General features: G+C 39.8%; 25 protein-coding genes and 1 pseudogene. 17 read left to right on the top strand and 9 right to left on the bottom strand.

Annotated elements, in window-relative coordinates:
- Window positions 1-2 precede the first annotated feature (2 nt).
- Genes MST16_RS08960 through MST16_RS08930 form a run of 7 tightly spaced genes read left to right on the top strand, consistent with a single transcriptional unit; the run spans window position 3 to window position 6,159 of the window.
- Window positions 3-218 carry a hypothetical protein gene (locus MST16_RS08960; protein WP_180113475.1) on the top strand — a complete coding sequence of 72 codons (216 nt, stop codon included), beginning with the start codon at window positions 3-5 and terminating at the stop codon, window positions 216-218.
- A complete protein-coding gene (locus tag MST16_RS08955) occupies window positions 215-436 on the top strand; it encodes a hypothetical protein (protein ID WP_180004828.1) in 222 nt (73 codons plus the stop codon). The genes MST16_RS08960 and MST16_RS08955 overlap by 4 nt, the downstream gene beginning before the upstream one ends.
- Window positions 402-3,191, top strand: a complete 2,790-nt coding sequence (locus MST16_RS08950) for a phage tail protein (RefSeq protein ID WP_180091925.1) — start codon at window positions 402-404, stop codon at window positions 3,189-3,191. The genes MST16_RS08955 and MST16_RS08950 overlap by 35 nt, the downstream gene beginning before the upstream one ends.
- Window positions 3,188-4,522 carry a hypothetical protein gene (locus tag MST16_RS08945; RefSeq protein ID WP_180091927.1) on the top strand — a complete coding sequence of 445 codons (1,335 nt, stop codon included), beginning with the start codon at window positions 3,188-3,190 and terminating at the stop codon, window positions 4,520-4,522. Before MST16_RS08950 ends, MST16_RS08945 begins: the two co-directional genes overlap by 4 nt.
- Window positions 4,523-4,565: 43 nt before the next feature.
- Window positions 4,566-5,123 carry a hypothetical protein gene (locus MST16_RS08940; protein WP_180091929.1) on the top strand — a complete coding sequence of 186 codons (558 nt, stop codon included), beginning with the start codon at window positions 4,566-4,568 and terminating at the stop codon, window positions 5,121-5,123.
- Window positions 5,120-5,866: an N-acetylmuramoyl-L-alanine amidase gene (locus MST16_RS08935; RefSeq protein WP_180091932.1), complete on the top strand. Its 747-nt coding sequence runs from the start codon at window positions 5,120-5,122 to the stop codon at window positions 5,864-5,866. Before MST16_RS08940 ends, MST16_RS08935 begins: the two co-directional genes overlap by 4 nt.
- Window positions 5,863-6,159 (top strand): DUF6527 family protein, encoded by a 297-nt coding sequence (locus tag MST16_RS08930; protein WP_180091934.1) that lies wholly within the window; start codon window positions 5,863-5,865, stop codon window positions 6,157-6,159. Before MST16_RS08935 ends, MST16_RS08930 begins: the two co-directional genes overlap by 4 nt.
- Before the next feature lie 25 nt (window positions 6,160-6,184).
- On the opposite strand, the gene MST16_RS08925 is transcribed toward MST16_RS08930, so the two are convergent.
- The 3 genes from MST16_RS08925 to rpsT form a co-directional block, all read right to left on the bottom strand.
- Window positions 6,185-6,832 carry a hypothetical protein gene (locus tag MST16_RS08925; RefSeq protein ID WP_180091936.1) on the bottom strand — a complete coding sequence of 216 codons (648 nt, stop codon included), beginning with the start codon at window positions 6,830-6,832 and terminating at the stop codon, window positions 6,185-6,187.
- The gene (locus MST16_RS08920) at window positions 6,825-7,049 is read right to left on the bottom strand and encodes a hypothetical protein (RefSeq protein ID WP_180091938.1); all 225 of its coding nucleotides are present in this window, start codon (window positions 7,047-7,049) and stop codon (window positions 6,825-6,827) included. Before MST16_RS08920 ends, MST16_RS08925 begins: the two co-directional genes overlap by 8 nt.
- A 320-nt stretch (window positions 7,050-7,369) precedes the next feature.
- Complete coding sequence (gene rpsT, locus MST16_RS08915; protein ID WP_078188707.1) at window positions 7,370-7,636, bottom strand: 30S ribosomal protein S20; 267 nt, start codon at window positions 7,634-7,636, stop codon at window positions 7,370-7,372.
- Window positions 7,637-7,851: 215 nt separating this feature from the next.
- Here rpsT and MST16_RS08910 point away from each other — a divergent pair.
- The 6 genes and pseudogenes from MST16_RS08910 to MST16_RS08885 all read left to right on the top strand — a co-directional run bounded on the left by MST16_RS08910 (window position 7,852) and on the right by MST16_RS08885 (window position 13,339).
- A pseudogene (locus MST16_RS08910) lies at window positions 7,852-8,516 on the top strand (NAD(P)H-binding protein).
- A 10-nt stretch (window positions 8,517-8,526) separates the two neighbouring features.
- Window positions 8,527-9,039: a ribonuclease E activity regulator RraA gene (gene rraA, locus MST16_RS08905; protein WP_168377554.1), complete on the top strand. Its 513-nt coding sequence runs from the start codon at window positions 8,527-8,529 to the stop codon at window positions 9,037-9,039.
- Window positions 9,040-9,182: 143 nt separating this feature from the next.
- The gene (locus tag MST16_RS08900; RefSeq protein ID WP_180004632.1) at window positions 9,183-9,962 is read left to right on the top strand and encodes a glutathione S-transferase N-terminal domain-containing protein; all 780 of its coding nucleotides are present in this window, start codon (window positions 9,183-9,185) and stop codon (window positions 9,960-9,962) included.
- A 226-nt stretch (window positions 9,963-10,188) separates the two neighbouring features.
- Window positions 10,189-10,872 carry a response regulator transcription factor gene (locus MST16_RS08895; protein ID WP_078188703.1) on the top strand — a complete coding sequence of 228 codons (684 nt, stop codon included), beginning with the start codon at window positions 10,189-10,191 and terminating at the stop codon, window positions 10,870-10,872.
- A 53-nt stretch (window positions 10,873-10,925) separates the two neighbouring features.
- Complete coding sequence (locus MST16_RS08890) at window positions 10,926-12,764, top strand: ATP-binding protein (RefSeq protein ID WP_306669529.1); 1,839 nt, start codon at window positions 10,926-10,928, stop codon at window positions 12,762-12,764.
- 143 nt (window positions 12,765-12,907) lie between these two features.
- The gene (locus tag MST16_RS08885; RefSeq protein WP_180004634.1) at window positions 12,908-13,339 is read left to right on the top strand and encodes a hypothetical protein; all 432 of its coding nucleotides are present in this window, start codon (window positions 12,908-12,910) and stop codon (window positions 13,337-13,339) included.
- A 195-nt stretch (window positions 13,340-13,534) separates the two neighbouring features.
- Here MST16_RS08885 and MST16_RS08880 read toward each other — a convergent pair whose 3' ends face one another.
- The 4 genes from MST16_RS08880 to MST16_RS08865 form a co-directional block, all read right to left on the bottom strand.
- Window positions 13,535-14,701, bottom strand: coding sequence for a cupin domain-containing protein (locus MST16_RS08880; protein WP_180004635.1), 1,167 nt, complete (start codon window positions 14,699-14,701; stop codon window positions 13,535-13,537).
- A 96-nt stretch (window positions 14,702-14,797) separates the two neighbouring features.
- A complete protein-coding gene (locus MST16_RS08875; RefSeq protein ID WP_180010132.1) occupies window positions 14,798-15,343 on the bottom strand; it encodes a hypothetical protein in 546 nt (181 codons plus the stop codon).
- 106 nt (window positions 15,344-15,449) lie between these two features.
- Window positions 15,450-16,043: a nucleoside triphosphate pyrophosphatase gene (locus MST16_RS08870; protein ID WP_180010131.1), complete on the bottom strand. Its 594-nt coding sequence runs from the start codon at window positions 16,041-16,043 to the stop codon at window positions 15,450-15,452.
- On the bottom strand, window positions 16,043-16,426 hold the full coding sequence (locus MST16_RS08865) for a DUF2237 family protein (protein WP_078193708.1): 384 nt from the start codon (window positions 16,424-16,426) through the stop codon (window positions 16,043-16,045). The genes MST16_RS08870 and MST16_RS08865 overlap by 1 nt, the downstream gene beginning before the upstream one ends.
- 140 nt (window positions 16,427-16,566) lie before the next feature.
- Between MST16_RS08865 and MST16_RS08860 the strand changes: the two genes are divergently transcribed.
- From MST16_RS08860 to MST16_RS08845, 4 genes are all read left to right on the top strand, one after another.
- Complete coding sequence (locus tag MST16_RS08860; protein WP_180010130.1) at window positions 16,567-17,754, top strand: phosphoglycerate kinase; 1,188 nt, start codon at window positions 16,567-16,569, stop codon at window positions 17,752-17,754.
- Between the two features lie 151 nt (window positions 17,755-17,905).
- Window positions 17,906-18,181 carry a hypothetical protein gene (locus MST16_RS08855; RefSeq protein ID WP_078188696.1) on the top strand — a complete coding sequence of 92 codons (276 nt, stop codon included), beginning with the start codon at window positions 17,906-17,908 and terminating at the stop codon, window positions 18,179-18,181.
- 122 nt (window positions 18,182-18,303) lie between these two features.
- A complete protein-coding gene (gene fba, locus MST16_RS08850; protein WP_078193509.1) occupies window positions 18,304-19,341 on the top strand; it encodes a class II fructose-bisphosphate aldolase in 1,038 nt (345 codons plus the stop codon).
- A 111-nt stretch (window positions 19,342-19,452) separates the two neighbouring features.
- On the top strand, window positions 19,453-20,307 hold the full coding sequence (locus MST16_RS08845) for an EamA family transporter (RefSeq protein WP_078193508.1): 855 nt from the start codon (window positions 19,453-19,455) through the stop codon (window positions 20,305-20,307).
- Window positions 20,308-20,647: 340 nt separating this feature from the next.
- On the opposite strand, the gene MST16_RS08835 is transcribed toward MST16_RS08845, so the two are convergent.
- The gene (locus MST16_RS08835; protein WP_078188692.1) at window positions 20,648-20,881 is read right to left on the bottom strand and encodes a hypothetical protein; all 234 of its coding nucleotides are present in this window, start codon (window positions 20,879-20,881) and stop codon (window positions 20,648-20,650) included.
- Window positions 20,882-20,996: 115 nt separating this feature from the next.
- Window positions 20,997-21,650 carry an oxygen-insensitive NAD(P)H nitroreductase gene (gene nfsB / locus MST16_RS08830; RefSeq protein WP_111883737.1) on the bottom strand — a complete coding sequence of 218 codons (654 nt, stop codon included), beginning with the start codon at window positions 21,648-21,650 and terminating at the stop codon, window positions 20,997-20,999.
- Window positions 21,651-21,893: the final 243 nt, after the last annotated feature.

Genomic DNA, 21,893 nt, shown 5'->3' with positions numbered 1-21,893 from the left:
CGATGAATTTACTGATTTATGCAGCAGTTGCCATGGTTGTTTCGCTGATTGTCAGCTTTGCGATGATGCGTGGCCAGCAAAACAGAATGTCAGCACAAGATGTGGAGGTTACTACTGCCGAGGAGGGGGTGACCAATAAAGTAGTGCTAGGTACGCGTGATGTGAAGGGTAGTGTGGTGTGGTTTGGTGATCAAAAAAGTCAGGCGATTAAGAAATGAGAATTTATATTCGACATATGCGAGCAGCTGGGTATTGCAGGAAAGAGGGCGTTAAGCCCTTTTTTAATGCCAGAAATTGGGATTGGCAAGACTTTTTAGCAAACGGAATTGAGGCGCAAAAATTGATTGACACAAATGATGCGATGGCTTTAAGAGTCGTAGAGATAGCAAAGGTGGAAGAAAATGAGCAGCGGAAAGAAACAGACAGTTGGGTATAAATATTCTGTCGGATTCCATGCCGTGCTTGCACATGCGGGCGCATATCTGCGCAGAATTTGGGTGGAAGACAAAGAAGCATGGTACGGCGGGGTGGGTAATGAATCTAGTAGAATTTCAAAGCCTCACTTGTTTGGTGGTGATGACTCTGGTGGTGGTGTTGCAGGCAATTTTAACTATTACATCGGCACACCAGATCAGCAGCCTGATCCATACCTTGAGTCGGTCTTAGGCGTGGGCAATGTGCCGGCATACCGTGGCGTTAGTTCTTTTGTTTGGAAGCAGGGATATATCGGCAATCAAAACTACATGAAGGATTGGAAATACCGTATTTCACATGTTGGCGGCATTAACTCCAATATTACCAACACTCCTTCAAATTTTGTATTTGCTTTTGACTGCTCAAAATCATTATCAATGCAAGACTTTGTGCGCTTAAAGAATACACTTTCAAGCATTGTTAATACCTTAGTTTTTTTTAAAGAAACTTACTACAACTGTGTTTTAAATGTTCGCATTATCGCATTTGACGCAACTGTGACCTATAAAGATTTTATTGATTTTCAGGTCAGCGATGCGGGTGAATTTGGGGATTTTATTGCATATAAAGACCAGGTGAGTGGCAATTCATTTACAGAAATGATGAGCACAGGGTATTCATTTTTTTCTAACAACGCAGAAGCGACGCGCAATACATTTGTCATTATTGCAGATGGGGAGGATGTTACAGTATCGCATACAGCAACAGCGCAGAGCCACTTTAACGCAGTTAAGCATTTTTGTTTATACACTCAGTTTATTGCGAGTGCCAACAATGCTGATTTACCGCACCATATTGCTTTGTCAAGTTTAGACAATACACCGGAAGACAATTGGGTGCGTGAAGATGTCAAGCTAGGTGGCGGATTGTTGTGTCCGTGGATTTGGACAGACGACGGGTCTACATTAATTAATGAAGAAGCGTGGTTTGGTATTCGCACTGGTGAACCAGATATGAATCCAGCTGACATGTTATGGCTCTGCATCACAAATGCCCAGTGGGGATTAGGTCAACCTGAATCAATGCTTGATAAAGATTCATTCCTTGAAGCTTGGCGTGTCTTAAAAATTGAAGACATGTATATGAGCATTGTTTTTGATGATGAGGGGCAGATTCAAAACATTATTAATCTGATTTGCGAGCACATTGATGCGTCTTGTTTTGTTGATAAAAAAACAAATAAATGGACGCTAAAACTGATTCGCGATGACTATGAAGCAGAATCTTTGGTTGTGCTAGATGAGTCCAATGTGCGTTCAATTTCAGATTATGAAATTCGTACTGCAGCAGAGCAGGTCAATCAAGTCACTGTGACATACTGGAATAAAGAAACCGGTAAAAATGCGACATCAACCGCACAAGATCCCGCGCGTATTGCGCAAAACGGTTTAGTGAATAAGCCTGTTGAATACGATGGCTTTACCAATGCAGCCACCGCATATCGTGCGGCAGAGCGTGATTTGCATGCGCTTTCAAGTCCGCTGAAAGTGGTCACATTGAATGAAGTGCATCCCGATTTTGGCCGCAAGCTGTCAGTTGGTGATGCATTTACATGGAATTGGGGTGTTCATGGTGTTGTGGGCTCAATCATGCGTGTTAAGACAATCGATTACGGAGACGCACACGATCTTAGTGTGAAAATTGAAGCGATTGAGGATGTATTTAGCACACCAATGAATTCATTGGCACCATATGTGCCACCAACTGAAAACCCAATGAATCAGCCGCCGCTAGATAATCCGACTGTGCGTGTAATTGAGTTACCGTATTTTGATGCCGTACAACTCTCAAGCGAATCAGAAGTGAATGCAGATCTTGATGCAGACCCAACACTTTCAAAAGTTGCGGTGATTGCAGCGCGGCATCAGCGCAATTCAACAAATGCAGATATGCAAGCAGGACAAGGCGGCTACAGCACAAAAGCAACATTGGACTATTGTCCATCTGCACTATTAAATGCAGGCATTGATCGCATGCAGACAGTACTTTCAATTAAAGACGGCACAGATCTTGATTTGATTGAACTAAACGAATGGTTATTGCTTGATGGCGAAAAGCTTGCTGTTACGGCGATTGATCTTGTTGCAAACACAGTCACAGTGAAACGCGGTGTGCTTGGTACTCGGCCTGCAGCGCATGCTGCCGAAGCCCGGCTGTATTTCTGTGATCAATGGCTTGCGGTAGACAATACTGACTACTACGCAGGTGAAATCGTGAATGCGAAAGTACTGACAAATACCAGCTCTGCGCAGCTTTCACCAGCATTGGCCACTGCTCATTTAATTATGCTAAACGGTGAAGCATATCGACCATATCCACCTGCAAATGTCAAAATTAATGATGCTTTTATGCCAATTTATTTTGAAGATGACTTTGTTTTGACATGGTCAAATCGAAACCGGTTGCAGCAAACTGGTGGTGAAATTCTTGGCTACTTTGAAGGCTCAGTTACGCTTGAGCTAAACACACAAACATTACTCACAGTGATTGAGCTTGATGAAAATGGCTTGGAGCTTGCAACACATAGTGCCAATGTAACCGCATTAAACAGCTACACGTTGCTTGAGTCTGTAATGCAAGCTGAAACAAGATCATTGCACATTAATCTAAAAACAGTACGTGATGGATATGACTGTATTAATGCATTCAATCATACAGTACGTATATCTAATCTGATTGCACTGCAAAACGTGACTTTCGAGGTAATTGAGCTATGACAGCAAGTGTAAAAATTCGGATAAGTTGGACGGATGATAACGTCATTACTGAAGGGGTGCGGATTTACAAAAGTGATGAAGAGTTTGATGTGAGCACCAAGCCACCGCCATTGGTTGAGTTAACTGATGGTGAATTATTCTATGAAGATTTTGACGTAGAAGAAGGTCAAACAATATGCTACATGCTTTCTTGTTTTCTGGGTGATCAAGAGGTTTTTACTGAGTGTTTTAAAGTTGAAGTAAAAACCGGAATGTGGCTCAAAACGTCTGCGTTTCTACAAAAGCTTCAACAGCAAGCAAAAGATTTTCACTCATTAACCGGCTCAGCTGCACGAAGTTTTAATACAGGTGGGGCATCGTTAAAATTTTCAGGAGCAGTCTTAGCGCCAAATGGTAAGATTTATTGTGTACCATTTGGCGCAGCAGACATTTTGATTATTGATCCGATTGCAAATACTGTATCAAACATGGGGGCTAGTCTAAGTGGTAGTGAGAAGTGGCAAGGTGGTGTATTAGCGCCAAATGGTAAGATTTATTGTGTACCATTTAGCGCAGCAGACATATTAATTATTGACCCTGTAGCAAACACAGCCACACGTTCAAACATGGGGGTTAGTCTAAGTGGTAGTGTCAAGTGGCAGGGTGGTGTATTAGCACCAGATGGTAAGATTTATTGTGTACCAGCAAACGCATCCAACATATTAATTATTGACCCTGTAGCAAACACAGCCACACGTTCAAACATGGGGGTTAGTCTAAGTGGTAGTGAGAAATGGCAAGGCGGGGTGTTGGGGGTAGATGGCAAAATTTATTGTGTGCCGGTAAACGCAACAGATATTTTAATTATAGACCCTGAAACCAATACAGCAACTCGCTCAAATATGGGGGCTAGTTTAAGTGGGAATTACAAGTGGCAAGGCGGGGTGTTGGGGGTAGATGGCAAAATTTATTGTGTGCCGGTAAACGCAACAGATATTTTAATTATAGACCCTGAAACCAATACAGCAACTCGCTCAAATATGGGTGCTAGTTTAAGTGGCAGTAGTAAATGGCAAGGCGGGGTGTTGGGGGTAGATGGCAAAATTTATTGTGTGCCATTTAGCTCTGATAATATTTTAATTATTGATCCGATTGAAGGTACCGCGACGCGATCAAGTATGGGGGCTGGTTTAAGCGATGGTCTCAAGTGGGCAGGTGGAGTCCTTGCTGAAAACGGCAAAATCTATTGCTCAGCATATAATAGCGTTGATGTTTTAATTATATCGGCTGATGCATCTGTGCCGAATTTCAATCTCGGCTTTTGCTTGTCGCCACACATCAACAAATTCTAAGCACCAAAAGGTGCTTTTTTATTACCAAAATTTAGGGGGCGCAATGTCAAATGACTACTCATCTGACCCACCAGTAGCGACAGCAGGGCAGCTTCTTGCCATCTCAGACAAGATTAACGATCTTGGAAAAAGTATGGATAAGTTGGCTGAAATGCCCCAAAAGCTTGACCGCATGAATATGCAGTTAGAGCAGCTCAATAAGGAACATCAGCAGACACGAAATGACTTAACTCAGACTCGGGACAATCTGCAAGATGACTTAGATCGAGCCAAGTCAAACTTTAAAAGCGAGATCAAGCAAGTCCGAAATGAGATCGATCCGAAGTTTAAAGAAATGGATATGCAGATCAGGGTGCTACATGAAAGCAAAACCAAGATTGATAACACCACAAGCCTTGTGCGCTTTGGTGGCATTTTCTTAGCAGGTCTATTCGTCGTCGCTTGGAATACTCAGACGAGCAAGACAGACACGGTAAACACTCAAACCATAGCCAACAGCCAATCCATCCAAGTTCTTGAAAAACAATCTGACCAACTCTTAAGAACAGTTGAAGAAATCCGCAACAAAATTTATGAACGAAATATGAGAGAGGAAAAATGAAATTAATCCAAGAAAGTGCACTTCAGTACTTATCCGTAAAGCTCCCACTACTGGGGGCTTTTTTAATGCTTGCAGTTTTAGTTATTCAATGGGCGTTGGACTTTAATTTTATCCCTGAACAATATGCGCCTTTTATTATTGGTACTGTATTGCCAGCTTTGAGCTGGATAGGTCGTAAGATTGCACAGCCACAATTGCATAATCAGACTTTAGGCTTCGCCACCATTACAGCAGGGCATAGCAATGCAGATCCGGGTGCAGTAAATGGCAAAACCAAAGAAGCAGATCTGGTCGTCAACTTCCGCAACGCAGTGACTCATTATTTGCGTGAAGCTGGATTGCAGGTCAAGACCGATGGTACTGGCACTAAAAACGATCCATTGTCTGCTGCGGTAAAATTAATTCAAGGCTCAAGTGTGGCAGTCGAATTTCACATGAATGCAGCGACTTCAAAACAAGCGAATGGGGTAGAAACGATTGCATTGCCAAAAGATAAGGTCTTGGCTCAAAAGTTATCCAAAGCCGTAGCGGATGCTCTTGGTAGTCGATTACGTGGTGACAATGGCTGGATTGATCAGTCTAAATCTGCGCGTGGTCGCTTGGCATACGTGAATGCTGGCGGTTTAATTGTAGAGCTTGGCTTTATTTCAAACGCAACAGAACTTGCAGCATTTCATTCAAAATATTGGTCGGCTGCGAAAGCGGTGGCCGAAGTTCTAATTGAATATGAGGCCAGCAAATGAGTGAGTTTAAGAAAGTAAGCGAAGTATTACTTGAATCACAAGGCATTTACTTCATTGAGTGTCCGGGGTGTAAAACCTTACACCCCATCCATGTTGGTGAGCAGCATCGTATCCGGTGGGGTTTTAATGGGAATGTGGATGTACCAACATTCACACCATCATTAATGGTGAACCAAGGCCACCCAAGTCAATGTCACTCTTTCATCACTGATGGAAGAATTCAATTCTTATCAGATTGTCATCATAGCTTGGCAGGTCAGACAGTTGACTTGCTACCAGTGGAAGAATTCTAATGTTAAAAAGCCCTCAAGTGAGGGCTTACTTTAGGATATCTTTAAATAATATATACTCTTTAAGGTTGGACTGAATAGTTTGTGAAGTGCTATTTAGTCCAGATGTAAATACTTTTCCTCTCGAGACAAAGTCTTCAGATATTAATTTATTATCAGGGCATTTAATGTAGCTGTCTAAATAATCCACATGTTGACTTACCAAATTGTTATAAGCTTTGATCATGTTATTGAGTTTGGATTCTGACGACAGATCTTCAAAATATTTTAAATCAACTATTATTTCTTGATTAAACGATACCAAGGGCTCCATAGAGTTGTGAATATCATTAATAGAAAAGGCAACAGAGTTACCTAACATTCTATCTAAGGATTTATTGTAAGTGGCTAATAATAAATAGGATTCACTAATTTTTCTAAAAATTATTTTAGCTTCGTTTGATAAAATAGATTTATTGTGCTGCTCTTTCCAATCATTAAATAATAAAGACGCAATATAAGCTGCAATAAGGGCAGCGCCACCACTAAATAAAGAGGAAACAATAGACCAAGTATCTTTTAGCGAGTTTGATGAACCCTTAAATTCAAACAATATCCAAGATGAAGCAAAACAGAAAAAGCTTATGGCCATTGTAATGGCAATAATATTTATAATTTTATTTTGAATATCACTCACTAACTATCACCACACCTTCCCAAAATTCCCCCTTCTTTTTAGCCAAGAAAATATCAGCATCTCTTTTACTCATAAAATATTTAGCTTTCTCATAATCACTAGTCCAATGCCAGCCCGATTGATCTAAAAAATTCACTTCTGATAATTCCCAATAATCCAAATCATCTTCTTGTTTTACATAGGAGAGATACTTTTTATTTTTCTTCATAACAATCATGGTTAGCGTCCGTATCTTAAGATGATTTGAGTATATGTTGCTCTAAGGTAAATATCATCCGGAAAACTATTCTCACGTTCTAAAAAAGTAGGAGGAATTGGAACGAGTTCTGAGCTATATAGTCCAAGAATTACTAAATGGTCTTTTGTTGACCGGTATACGTATTGGATGTCTAAAAAATAATATTTTTAAAATTATTACAATTTATTTTTAATAGCTTAGAGAATGTTAAGTGCAACAAGAGTGCATATTTATTGTATAACTTATTGATTTATAAAAACAAAAAAAGCCCTAAGAAGGGCTTTTTTCATCGCAACAAATTAGTTAGCTAAAGCTTTAACTTGTGCATTTAAACGGCTCTTATGACGAGCAGCTTTGTTTTTATGGATGATGCCTTTATCAGCCATACGGTCGATTACAGGAACAGCTTTTTTGTAAGCTTCTGTAGCGACAGCGTAATCACCAGCAGCAATAGCAGCTACTGTGCGTTTAAGATAAGTACGAACCATAGAACGTAAGCTTGCGTTGTGTTGACGTGCTTTAACGTTTTGACGAGCACGTTTTTTTGCTTGAGCAGAGTTTGCCACTCGTGCACTCCTTGAAATAGATTGGTCTGGGCGGGCTGAAATTACATCTGAAAACCAACATCAGAAGAACTATCACCAGCCCGTAAACAAGTGCCATATTGTGATTAAACTAAGCGCTTAAGTCAAGTCTTGACATGCTTTGACAACATTTTAGATGCAGAAAAATTTTAAAGAAAACGTTAGATTAGTCTAAAGTTATTGAGATTGTATGAAAAATGACTAAAAGTATAGAGAATGCAATTGTCATTGGGGCAACAGGATTGGTCGGGCGGGAATTGGTTCGTCAGCTCAGTCAAAATACAGGATGTAAGAATATTACGGCTGTGGTACGTCAGCGTGACCATGAACTGAATGGACTGGCAAAAGTTCAACAAATGGTGATCAGTGCTTTCTTTCTCTGACTCAGGATGATGTGAGAGATTATAGTCATGCCTTTAGTTGTTTAGGCTCGACCATTAAAAAAGCAGGGTCTAAAGATCATTTTTATCAGATCGATTTTAGCATCAATGCGCATTTTGCTGAATTATTAGAATATACAGAAACCCATTTGATCATAGTTAGTGCTATGGGCGCTGACGCCAATTCCGCATTTTTTTATAATCGAGTCAAAGGGGAATTGGAATATTATTTAAAAACCTTAAAGTTAAATCAACTTTCGATATTAAAGCCTTCGCTGTTACTTGGCGAGCGTCATGAATCTCGGCGTTTAGAAGATGCGACACAGAAACTTTATATGCGCTTTTCGCATTTTGTACCAGACCGTTTCAAATTTAAGCCAGTGACAGCACAGCAAGTGGCTCATACTATGGTCGATGCAGCACAAACTCAGACTGAAAAGTTCGAGATTTATGATAATTTACGCATACTAACAATTAAATGAGGGAAATACCGTGTCTACAGTTCCATTCGTCACCTGTGATTTACTTGATGATCATCCAGATAAAGAATTACAAGTGGTGATCCCGTCGTTGGATGGTAAATTCTTTCAAAGTTATGGTGCACGAAAAAGTTTTGGCGGTCAGGTGATGACGGTCAAATGTTTTGAAGATAACTCTCGTGTTAAAGAATTATTGGCAACCGATGGTACGGGTAAAGTATTGGTTGTGGATGGTGGTGCGTCGATGCGCTGTGCCTTGATGGGTGATATGATTGCTGAATCTGCAGTTAACAATCATTGGAATGGCGTCATTATTTACGGCTGCGTGCGTGATGTTGATGCGATTGCCGAACTTGATTTAGGTGTGCATGCTTTGGCTGCGATTCCACAAAAAAGTAACCGCAAAGGCGTGGGTGAAACAGATATTCCATTAAGTTTTGGTGGTGTAAACATTCAGTCTGGTGATTTTATTTATGCTGACAATAACGGCATTGTTGTTTCAAAAGAGCAATTGGTTGTTCTTTAAGTGGGTTTGAGTTTTTAGTCATGGAATCAGTTGGCATTGCTTACTTATATACGACGATATAAATCTGGAAAAAATACAAACTTCAGCTGAGGACTCTCGGCTGTTGTATAAAAATACGAAATAAAAGAAGAAAGGAAGAATATATGTTGTTGCATCAATTAAAAGTGGCGCAAGCGTTGCTCTCAGGCGTAGCAGAGGGCGGACGAGGTACAAATGGGACGCCTTATCCCAAACAACCTGATAAAGCCCTTAAACTGTACGAATTTGAAGGTTCTCCGTATTGCCGTCGTGTGCGTGAAGTTTTGACCACACTTAATTTGGATTATGAGGTTTACCCATGTCCCAAAGGGGCTAAAAAGTACCGTTTAGAGGTACAGAAATTAGGTGGAAAACAGCAATTCCCTTTCTTGGTGGATGACAATACTGGGGATCGTTTGTACGAATCTCAGCAAATAATTCATCATCTATTTAAACATTATGGCAAAACAGGTCAGACTCCTAGGAAATATGCCAATTATCCTAAAATTCCGTATGTTGCCTATGTTGGAACCTTAATTAATGGGGCTCAAGGCGTGTGGGTGCACCGTAAAGTCATTCATCGTGATGCTCCAAGTCAACTCTTAGAACTATGGGGTTTTGAAGCGAGTCCATATACACGTATCGTACGTAGCGCATTGTCTGAAATGGAATTGGCATATATCTTTCATAATGTGGCTAAGGAACGTTGGCAAGATCAGGGATTAGCGGTAATGCGCTTAAGACCTGGTAAATATGTACCCCTGAAAGGTGGCAAGCGTGAACAAGTGTTAAAAATCATGGGGAACAATATTCAAGTGCCATATTTGAAAGATCCTAATACTGGTGTAGAACTTTTTGAATCTGAAAAAATTGTAAAATATCTGAAGAAGCAATATTTGAGCTAATCTCACTCAAGTTTAAGCTAAGTGCAGTGTATAGTCAGACTGATGGCTATACACGTATTGTAATGTTAAATGGATTTAAAATTAGAAGAAAAATGCATCATAGCTGCATCAATTGAATTAGAATAAATTGTTAAAAAATAAGAAATTTACTTAATTATAGGGATATCCTAAAAGGATTAAACTCATTAATGTAAAAGACATTTCATTTTTTCGGGGGAAGTAAATCATGTCACCACAAGAAGTCATACTACCCGTACCGGTGCTCGTCGTTGAAGATGAGGAAATTATTCAATTACGTTTACGTCAAATTTTGACAGAGCTGGGTTATAAGCGTGAAGAGCTTATCTTCACCAAAAATGTTAAAGAATCTATTCAAGCCGTAGAGACCCAACCGATATCCTTAGCCTTAGTTGACTTAGGTTTGCCTGATGGTAGTGGTATCGAAATTATTGAAAAAATACGTTCCCTCGAAAGTAATACCATGATCTTGGTTGTCTCTGCATGGAGTACACAAGAAAGCTTATTTGCCGCAATTAAAGCAGGTGCAACGGGCTATGTATTAAAAGAACGTGATGATGCTGAAGTACTTTTATCTATTCGGAGTATTTTACGTGGTGGGGCGCCGATTGACCCATTTATTGCACGAGAAATCCTTAAACAAATATCCGAAGCCGAAGCGCCAAGTCCAGAACAAACAGTCGCCGATGAAGCAGACCTGAACCTCTTGACCAGTCGTGAAAAAGAAATTTTATGTTTGGTTGCTCAAGGTTTGAGTAACCGTGAGATTGCTGAACAGCTTTTTGTTTCTCGCTATACCGTAGAAAGCCATATTAAACATATTTATCGCAAATTAGCCGTAACGAAACGAACCAAAGCCGTGAGTACAGCAAGATCTATGGGTATTCTATAATGCGTAAAGGAGGATATTTTTTCTTATTTATCCTCTGTTTAGTATGGGGGAGCTTGAGTCATGCAGAGCAAGTATTCCCTGTAAATGATCAATGTAATGTAACTGTGAATAGCATTTCACGGGTGAAAACACCATCCAATCAAGAATTACCCAGAACGGGATGGAAAACCACACAATTACCTGATCGTTGGAAAGAAGATAAAGACTGGGAAGGTTATCAAGGTGGTGCTTGGTATAAACTAGACTGGTCTTGGTACTGTAAAAATAATGCCCGTTTGGCAGAACCCATCGTACTATATATTGATTATATCATTAATACGGGTTCAGTCTTTCTGAATGGCGACTTGCTGTGGACCAATAAAAATCTTCAAGAACCGATTTCTAAAAGTTGGAATGTTGCGCGCTATTGGATTTTACCGATAAGTGGAATCAAACATGATCATAATGAAACTTTGATCTATGTGTATGGCTACTCGAGTCTAAATGCAGGATTAGGACCAGTTAAATTTAATAATGTAATGGCAACGTTGGAGCAGGCCGAAGAAGCCACATGGACACGTCGAACCATTTTACAGTTAAATATTTTTCTTTCCGGGGTCTTGGGTCTAATTTGCTTCATTATTTGGTTGATGCGTCCTCGTGATACCAGTTTTGGCTGGTTTGCGCTTTCAACAGTGTTGTGGATTTTATTTCTCAGTAATGCTCTGACTACTGAAACCTTTCCATACCCAGATTCGATTTTTTCCACCAAAGCCAATTTGATATTTTCAATGCTGTACTTTCAGTGTTTTAGCATCTATATCTTGCGCTTTGTTGGACGTAAATTTCCGCGAATTGAATTGTCCTGTACTATGCTCACTGCGGCTCTGATTGGTGTAGTATGTATTTGGCCATTTGAACAAAATGCGGAAATTTCGAGCCTTATTTTCTTTTTGTATTGTGCATTCTTTTTTATCACTTACCTCTATCTGTGTAAAATTTGTTTCAAAGAACGAAGAAAGGACTATATTTTATTAGCAATCTGTTTGACTGCGATAATTGTGATAGTCATAGCTGACATCATGGTTTTGGTACTCTTTCCAAAAGAAAATTTTACACCTTTATCACCCTTTACTTCACCGATTATAACCTTATTTATAGTGGTGATCTTGGGGGCGAGACTCAATCGAAATATACAGAAAATTGAAAAATATAATGATGATCTGGCATTTGAAGTTCAGAAAGTCAGTGATGAACTATGCAGTAGCTTGAATGATAAACATCAGCTTGAACTGAGTAATGTACGCCTGCAAGAACGAATTAAATTATCACATGATCTGCATGATGGTCTGGGCGCATCCATTGTGCGCTCGATGATCTTGGTTGATCAGTGTGAAAGTAATATTCCAAACAAACAGTTCTTGTCGATGTTGAAATTACTTCGGGATGATTTAAGGCAAATTATTGATAGTGGATCATCTTTAGACAGTAAAGTGCCAGATTCACCTTTGCTCTGGATCGCACCTGTTCGACATCGCTTTAGTCAGTTGATGGATGAAGTGGAAATGAATGCCAAATGGTGTATTCCTTCGCAGTGGGCGATCAAACCAACGGCAATTCAGTGTCTGACTTTAATACGAGTGATTGAAGAAAGCCTGACCAATATTGTGAAACATAGCCAAGCAAATCATGTCAATGTCACGCTGTCACAGTTCGAAAATGGCGCATTGTTATTAACTATTGAAGATGATGGTGTCGGTTTCGATGTTGAGAGTGTTTCAAATCATGGCATGAGTATTGGGATGCGAAGTATGAAAATGCGTGTAGAGCGGATAGGTGGGAATTTCAAAATTCATTCTCAGCAAGGCTGTACGATTATTCATACAGAAATTAATTTAAAATCAGCTGCATAAAATAATATGTTGAAATAATAAAAATGATGATCAATTAGATATTAAATAACCTAAAGCGCATTGCATTGTTCTGCTGTGTCACTTTTATCGCCGCTTGTGGTTCGCAGGATCAAGCGCCTAAACCGGGTGAGTATGGGCAGATTTTGTTCCAACAATCAGTGTTAAGCACCGAAGAAATTCAGCAATTACTCACAGAAAGTCAAAGCCATACAAATGCATTAAACACTAAAAATTTTGCAGTGGATTACACGGCGACATCGAGCCAAAACCCATATCGTGCAGTCTTGTTGGTCAGAGGTAGGGCAATGACCAGTGGCGAGGTATCCGTTAAATTTCAAATTGATAACTACAATGCTGCTATTCAACAAACCTCAAGCAATCTCATGCAAATGGACGCAGGTGTTGATCAGGTTGAACGATTAGAGACATTGGATGCAGGACAAGAATTTACTTTTGTCATGGATGGTGCACCTTTTTCAGTCAATGCTGCCAACGACCCAAATAGCATGACCAGTCAACTGAGTTTGTTAGAGTCGAGGAATGTGGAGTTTCAAAGTATTGAATTACAAATTTGACAAGGCAAAGGCAGTCAATACGGTGTAATGCGCTATCTTTGGTTTATTGGATTGGTGTTATTGATTGTATGGGTTTATCGCGTCATCGTGGAGAAAAAAGCCGATCAAGTCGAAGATTTTTTAAATCGTAGAAAGCGAAAATAATGCTATTCAGTAGCATAAAAAGGGAGCGTGACGCTCCCTTTTTTATTGATTTTATTCAGCTTCTGTTGGGACGAGCATGAGTACAGATTCATTTAATAGCATGGCAATATCTTCTAAAATATCAGCATCATATAAAGATTCGTCTAGCGCTAGACTTTGACCATCGGCAATGGTTTTTAAATGCAATGCAAATTCGTCTGAGATACAGATTCCTTCACCATTTGCCCAAAACAAAATATCACCATCTTGCTCTGTGTAAAGTAAGCGTGAAGCAGGTTCTAACATGAGTTGATAGCCTTGATCTAGAGCTTCCTCTAAATCACCAGTGCCGATTTCTTCTGCTTCAGGAATATTGTCAGGATATTTAGGTTCTGACATTAAGCTCATGATTGCATCTTCAAGTACGGTTGAATTTTGCAATTGTTCAAATAACTTTTCTTTTAAATACTCAAGTTCATTTTCAGTCACTTGGCCAATCGCACTGATTTGGTCACGTAAAATGTCAGTTAATGGATTTTTAAGTAGAGGATTGTCTGTGAATTTGTCTGTCACTCGATCCATCATTTCAGTGACATTTGGCATGCGGAAGCCAAATGAATACGTCAGACATTCATCTTCAGCTACGCCATAGTGTGATAGGCCTGGTGGTACATAAAGTAAGTCGCCGGGAGCAAGCACTTCATCAAAATGAACGTCCATTTCTGGCAGTAAGCGAAGCGGTTGACCTTCGACAAATGAAGTATCTGCATCACACATCTGACCTAATTGCCAACGGCGGTGACCATAGCCTTGTACGAGGAATACATCGTAAAAATCAAAATGTTGTCCGACAGAGCCACCTTTTTGTGCATACGACACCATGATGTCATCACGACGCCATTGCGGAATAAATGAAAACTGCTTCCAAAGCTCGGCTAGGTCAAAAGAATAATGATCGACAGCTTGAACCAATAAAGTCCACAGTTTCGGCATTTTTTGAAAATCAGCTTTAAGTAGTGGAGAAGATTTTACTGTCCATTGGTTAGGATCACGATCTTTTTGTTTGATGAGACGTGCAGTGACGTTATCTTCTAAAGCCAATTCAAGAATGTCTTTGGGTTCTAGTATATGGGCAATTTCAGGGAGTGCATTACGAACCAATAATGGTTTTTTCTGCCAATATTCGGCAAGGAATTGTTCAGCGCTGATACCGCCGAGGATGTCAAGAGAATGAGCCATAGCTAAATACATACAATTTCAATGGATATATTGTCCCTTGAGATTCCAGTTTTTAGCAAGGCTCTATTTCATTAAATTATTTCGATTAACTTGAGACTATTTTAAAGGATTGTCTTTGAGATATTGCATGACTAATTTTTCAACTTCCAAATCATAGCTATTGGCAGCAGCCGTGGTCGCTGAAAATTTCATGAATTGCTCAAAATGTGCATTGGTGTCAATTTTAGTATTTTCTTTATCAGACATTAATTTGAAATGATTCGGCATGACTTTTGCCATCATTTCAACATTTTCGGTTTGTAGTTTTAGAAGTTTTTTCACTTCAACTGTTTGTGGCTGAATGCTTTCAAATTTTTGTTTGCCTAGAGCAACCAGTTTATTGATTTGTTGTTCTGGCGTGTTACTACCACCGGTTTTGGTTTTAGTGCCCAGTTGTTGAATGATTTGCTCCTGCATCGCAGCGCCTTGTTGTTCTAATTCAGCATAGATAAATTTATATTGAACCCATTCATTGACTAAGTTTTTATTGTATTGCTGAGAGTTGGTCACAGTTTGATTCACTGTATTGGTATGACCGTTTGTCGAACAAAATAGAAGGCTAATGCTAATGAGGCTAGATGAAAGTAAATTAAACGTTTTCATGTTTTCAGTTCTTGGTTGTAATAAATAAGTAAGTGACTTTTTAATCATTAGCCCATAAAGAGCTAATGATGTGTTTATTATGCTGTAACAGATAAAGATTTTAAAATTATGGGACTAAGATCTTAAGCTCACGCAAAATATTGCAGAGTTTAATCATCGGCATACCCATGAGTGTGGTTTGGTCTTGCCCGATCATTTCTTCAAATAAGCTAATCCCTAAACTTTCACACTTAAAACTGCCAGCGCAGTGTAGCGGCTGTTCAACCTGAACATAACGTTCAATTTCAGGCAAGCTAAGTTTGCGAAACTTCACTTTATAGTGCTCGACAAGGGTTTGTTCAAAACCTATCGATTTTTGTTGGACACTGAGTGCAGTACTGAAATAAACGATTTTGTCTGAATTGGCTTGAAGCTGCTTAACGGCTTTTTCATCGCAAAGCGGTTTACCAATAAAAATATCTGGTGCGCCTTCGCGCCATGCGACTTGGTCAGAACCAATCACAATTGCGTCTGGGTGTTGGTTTGCAATCGCAGAAGCTTTTTCAAATGCCAGTCGCTTTGCTAACTCATCGGCGTGGTTTTCACCGCGAGGTGTTTCGTCTATATCTGGTACGATTGAGTGGTAATCAATCCGTAAACGGTCCATCAGGTCTTTACGGGTTTGGCTGCTAGAAGCCAAAATGATTTTGGAAGTACTCATTACACTGCATATTCCATAAGTACATCAAGCGGTACATAAGACAGCACCGCTTGGTGACACGCTTGTATTTTAATAGGTGGGGCAAATCCTTCTTGATACGCTTCCACCCAGCGAGTCACACAGATACACCAGAAGTCACCAGGTTGTAGTCCTGGAAAACCAACTTCGGGTAAGGGTGTGATTAGGTCATTGCCAACTTTTTGGGAAAAGTTTAAAAATTCAGATGTCATTTGTGCACACATCGTATGCTGACCAAGGTCTGTTGTTGCTGTATGGCAAAAGCCATTTCTAAAATATCCGGTAATCGGATCAAAACAACAGCTTGCCAAGGGTTCGCCTAAAACATTTAAACGATTAATATTTGGGTCTGGATGAATCGACATAAGCGCTGAATCTTTATAAGGCTTTTCGCTATCATAACAAAACTTTGGCTCTACATAGCTTTTCTGCAAAAGAAGCTAACGTTTTTCTGCATAATCATTTAAAATCGTCGCGTTTTGATATCAATAAAAGAGAGTAATGCATGAACTTTCAGCGTATGACTGACCTAGATTTGGCGGGTAAACGTGTTCTGATCCGTGAAGATCTTAACGTACCAGTTAAAAATGGCGTGATTACAAGCGATGCACGTTTACGTGCGGCGTTGCCAACAATTAAAGCAGCTTTAGAAAAAGGTGCTGCTGTAATGGTGTATTCACACTTAGGTCGTCCTGTTGAAGGTGAGCCTAAAGCAGAACAGTCTCTAGCACCTGTAGCCGCTTATTTAACAGAAGCTTTGGGTCAAGATGTTCAATTGATCACTGACTATTTGGATGGTGTTGACGTTGTGCCAGGTCAAGTGGTTTTACTTGAAAACTGCCGTTTCAATGTAGGTGAAAAGAAAAACAATCCTGAATTATCTGCTAAATATGCAGCACTTTGTGATGTTTACGTTATGGATGCATTTGGTACGGCTCACCGCGCAGAAGCATCGACTGAAGGCGTAGCACGTTGTGCAAAAGTCGCTGCTGCAGGTCCTTTACTTGCTGCTGAGCTTGATGCGCTAGGTCGTGCACTTAAAACTCCTGCAAAACCAATGGTTGCGATTGTTGCGGGCTCAAAAGTTTCTACTAAATTAGATGTATTAACTTCACTATCTGACATCTGTGATCAATTGATCGTGGGTGGTGGTATTGCCAATACATTCTTAGCTGCTGCAGGCTTCAATGTCGGTAAATCACTTTGTGAAAATGACCTGATCGACACAGCAAAAGCCATTGCTGCAAAAGTATCTGTACCACTTCCAACAGATGTTGTTGTTGCTGATGCTGCTAAAATTGATTTTGCTGACTTCCTTGGTTCATTAGCTGCTGCAAAAGCTGTTGTGAAAAAAGTTGAAGATGTAACAGACAACGATATGATTTTGGATGTAGGTCCTGAAACTGCAAAAGCATTTGCTGAGATTTTGAAAACTTCAAAAACTATTCTATGGAATGGTCCAGTAGGTGTGTTTGAAGTTGATCAATTCGGCGAAGGCACTAAAGCATTGTCTTTAGCGATTGCTGAATCTGAAGGCTTCTCGATCGCGGGTGGTGGTGATACGCTTGCTGCAATTGATAAATATGAAGTTGCAGACAAAATTGGTTACATCTCGACTGGTGGTGGTGCTTTCCTTGAATTCGTTGAAGGTAAAACTCTTCCTGCTGTAGCAGCGCTTCTTGACCGTGCTTAATTTAGTATTATTAATAAGATAGTACAGTATTAAAAAAGGTTGGCTTCGGTCAGCCTTTTTTTATCGCCCATTCATTTTGCCGTCATCAAAGTGCAATATTTCTGCAATAAAATTCATCGCAACACCTAATTCGCAGTAGTAGGAAACAACGATGAACTTAAAACTTGCACTTGCTGTACTTTTAATTGCTCCATTAACTTTGACAGCTTGTGCTAAAAAAGAGTCTGCACCAACGGAATCAGAAGCATCTGCTGTTGCCGTAGATAATGCTCAAACAACGCCAGAACAACAAAAAGCCATTGATGAACTTGATAAGCCAGTATTGGATGAAAAGAATCAAGATGTTCCTGCTGAAATTGCAAATGCACCTGCAGACGAAGCAACAGCTGACGCTGAAACAGCCGCTTCAGCAGCAGCAACTCACTAAGATTGTTGTCTTTATTTAAAAAGTCCCTGCAAATGCAGGGATTTTTTTTTAAATAGTGTTATTTGTTGCTGAATTGAAATGATTGAGCATGTAGAATATGCGGCATTACCTGGGAGGATATTATGGCTCTTATTTCATTGCGCCAGCTCTTGGATCACGCCGGCGAACATGCTTACGGCGTACCAGCATTCAACGTAAACAACTTAGAACAAATGCGTGCAATTATGCTTGCAGCAGATGCAACAAATTCACCTGTAATCGTACAAGCATCTGCGGGTGCACGTAAGTATGCAGGCGCTCCGTTCTTGCGTCATTTGATTTTGGCAGCAATCGAAGAATGGCCACATATTCCTGTGGTTATGCACCAAGACCATGGTACTAGCCCTGACGTATGTCAACGTTCTATTCAACTTGGCTTCTCATCAGTGATGATGGACGGTTCATTAGGTGAAGACGGTAAAACACCAACTTCATACGAATACAACGTAGACGTGACTCGTCGTACTGTTCAAATGGCACATGCGTGTGGCGTTTCAGTAGAAGGCGAAATCGGTTGTTTAGGTAGCCTTGAAACTGGTATGGCTGGTGAAGAAGATGGTGTAGGCGCTGAAGGCGTACTTGACCATTCTCAGCTTTTAACTTCAGTTGAAGAAGCGCGTTCATTTGTAGCAGATACCAATGTTGACGCACTTGCAATTGCAGTGGGTACTTCACACGGTGCGTACAAATTTACTCGTCCACCTACAGGTGACATCTTAGCGATTGACCGTATTAAAGAAATTCACGCTGCTTTACCAAATACACATCTTGTAATGCACGGTTCAAGCTCTGTGCCACAAGAATGGTTAGCTGTAATTAATGAATTCGGTGGTAACATCGGCGAAACTTATGGTGTTCCAGTAGACCAACTTGTAGACGCAATCAAACACGGTGTTCGTAAAATTAACATCGATACTGACTTACGTCTTGCATCTACAGGTGCTATGCGCCGTATGATGGCTGAAAAACCAGCTGAATTTGACCCACGTAAATTCTTCTCTGCAACTGTTGATGCAATGAAACAAATTTGTATCGATCGTTATGAAGCATTTGGTACAGCGGGTAATGCTGACAAGATTCGTCCAATTTCTTTAGAGAAAATGGTGAGTCACTATAAATAATTTGTCTTGAGATAGATTATTTTTGAAGAAAAGCCCACAATTAAGTGGGCTTTTCTTTGATTTGAACTTAGAAAAATTGCTTTAAATACAACTCAAGAATAAGAGCGTGTCATGGAATTGATCTTTGCTGCCGCGATTTGCAGTGTTCTCGTTTCAGTAATTCTAAAACTCTGTCGTGATCGGGGTTTTAACCCTGCACAAATGATCACATGGAATTATGCATCTGCGAGTATTTTATGTTTTCTATGGTTTAAGCCGGATCTAGCCCATATTTCGATTAATAAAACGCCGTGGGTTTTAATTGCGGCTTTGGGTGTATTACTGCCGACGATTTTTTATTGCTTAGCACGCTCACTGCAAACAGCAGGTATTTTAAAAACCGAATTGGCTCAGCGCTTATCTGTTGTGCTTTCTCTTAGCGCAGCCTATTTTATTTTCAGTGAATATTTTAATGCCATTAAGCTCATTGGTATTGCACTTGGTGTACTTGCGGTATTGCTGATTTTATTTTCACAGCGTAAGGGAAGCATTGATGGAAAGCAGGGGATTTTATTTTTATTAAGCGTTTGGGCAGGCTATGCACTGATTGATGTGCTATTAAAATTTGCTTCAGGTTTAGGCATGCAGTTTGCGGTGACTTTAAATCTGGTGTTTATTTGTGCATTTTTACTTTCGAGTATTTATAACATCGTACAGCACGGCAGTTTGGGGCAGACCAAAAATATCCTCGCTGGATTGGGCTTAGGTCTCTTAAACTTTGCCAATATTGCACTGTATGTGAAAGCCCACATGTTGCTTAAAGACACACCTGCAATCGTATTTGCTGGCATGAATATTTTGGTCGTGGTTTTAGGTGTGGTTGCGGGCCTCATCATCTTTAAAGAAAAATTGAGAGTCGCAACCGTATTTGGTTTGATTGCAGGGATCATGAGTGTGGTTTGCTTAGCATATGCCATGTCTGTCTAAGATAATTTTTAGCAAAAACGATCGGGTGTTGTAGTAAATCATCCCACTCAGCCACGCCCATGAGCAGTCCTTGATCTCGACAGGTTGGACACTCAGGGCAGTGATGATCAGTATATTGATAAGTATGCAGATACATTTGATGGCAATGACCGCATTCAAACTTCATCGGCATTTGTAGTAAATATGACATGTCCCACCTCTGCTTGAATTGTTGTTTTGATTCAAATTATTCAGCAAAGTTCAGACCAATTTATAAAATTTCTATTTTCTCACATTGTTACTAAATATGTCGTTATTAAAAAAGCCCTCGTATTGAGGGCTTTTAGTTTTAGATGTTTACTTAACGTGTGAGTTGTTGAAAACGTTGTAAGGTATTTTCAAAATAACATTTACCCACAGCAACAGGGTGCTTCAGAAAATCTTGAGTTTCAATGGTGCCTTGTAACTGACCCGGTTGTTTACAGTTTGGGCAGTTTGGATAGCTATGGAGCATATCGCCCGCATATTTTTGTAAATAAACCGTATTGCACGCTTCGCAATGAAATTTCATAGGTAATTTTATAGCTGTAGGCATAGGGAGAAACCTGAGTATATTTTGAGCAGAATATACTCGATAATTGTTTAAATAATAAGTCCCGAAATGACAAAAAAGAGGCAAAATTGCCCCTTTCGTCGGTTTTATGGAAAGCTTAGAGGTGTGTAAAAATTTCTTCAGCATTCAGACGTGATTTAGGTAATTTCGCATTGAAATCATTTTCGCTACGATAGCCTAAAGTCATCAGTACAGAAGGAATCAAGTTTTGTTCAACTAAGCCCAATTCTTCAGTGATGATCGCTTCGTCAAATCCACCAATCGGTGTTGCATCCACACCTTCAATGCCTGCTGCCAAAAGCATTTGACCTAAAGCAATAAATGTTTGGTTTTCAGCCCAACGTTGAATATCACCTTTTTCATTACGATAATAATCGACATAACCTGTACGGCTGTCTTTTTGACCTTGTTTGGCTTTGTCATCTTTAAAGCGACCACTACGATCATCCTGATTTAAAAGATTATCTAAATGCTCTGCAGTGATGTCTGCTTTAGTACAGAATAAAATCGTATGTGATGAATCTAAAACTTTTGGGGCATTGTAGGCATATTTTCCTACTAAGGCTTTGGCAATGCGTTGTTTGGCTGCATCATGATCTGCAATAAAAAAATGCCAAGGCTGAATATTAATGGAAGATGGTGTTAAACGGAGTATTTGTAATAAACGCTCAAATTGTTCCTGTGGAATTTTTTTAGCAGGATTATATGCTTTCGTGGTATAGCGTTGTTTTGATACGTTTAACAGATCCATCGAATATCTCCAGATATAGTTTGCTGTAGTTTAGCGGATAAATGGCCAAATGGTCTAAGGAGAAAATTTTCCAAAGATAGATCTTAGTCGTATATGCTGTACTCATTGGCTAAAAATTAACAGATTTAAGCTGTATGAAGTGCGAATTAGAGTTATATAAAATCATAAGATAGATAAATGCTATTGGTAGTTTTTGCCAAAAGGCGTTTAATCAATTGTAGTTAATCATAGTTTAAGCATGAG

Source organism: Acinetobacter sp. YH16040_T, assembly GCF_024605785.1.
GTDB classification, from domain to species: domain Bacteria; phylum Pseudomonadota; class Gammaproteobacteria; order Pseudomonadales; family Moraxellaceae; genus Acinetobacter; species Acinetobacter amyesii.
This window is presented reverse-complemented; position numbering and strand designations above follow the sequence as displayed.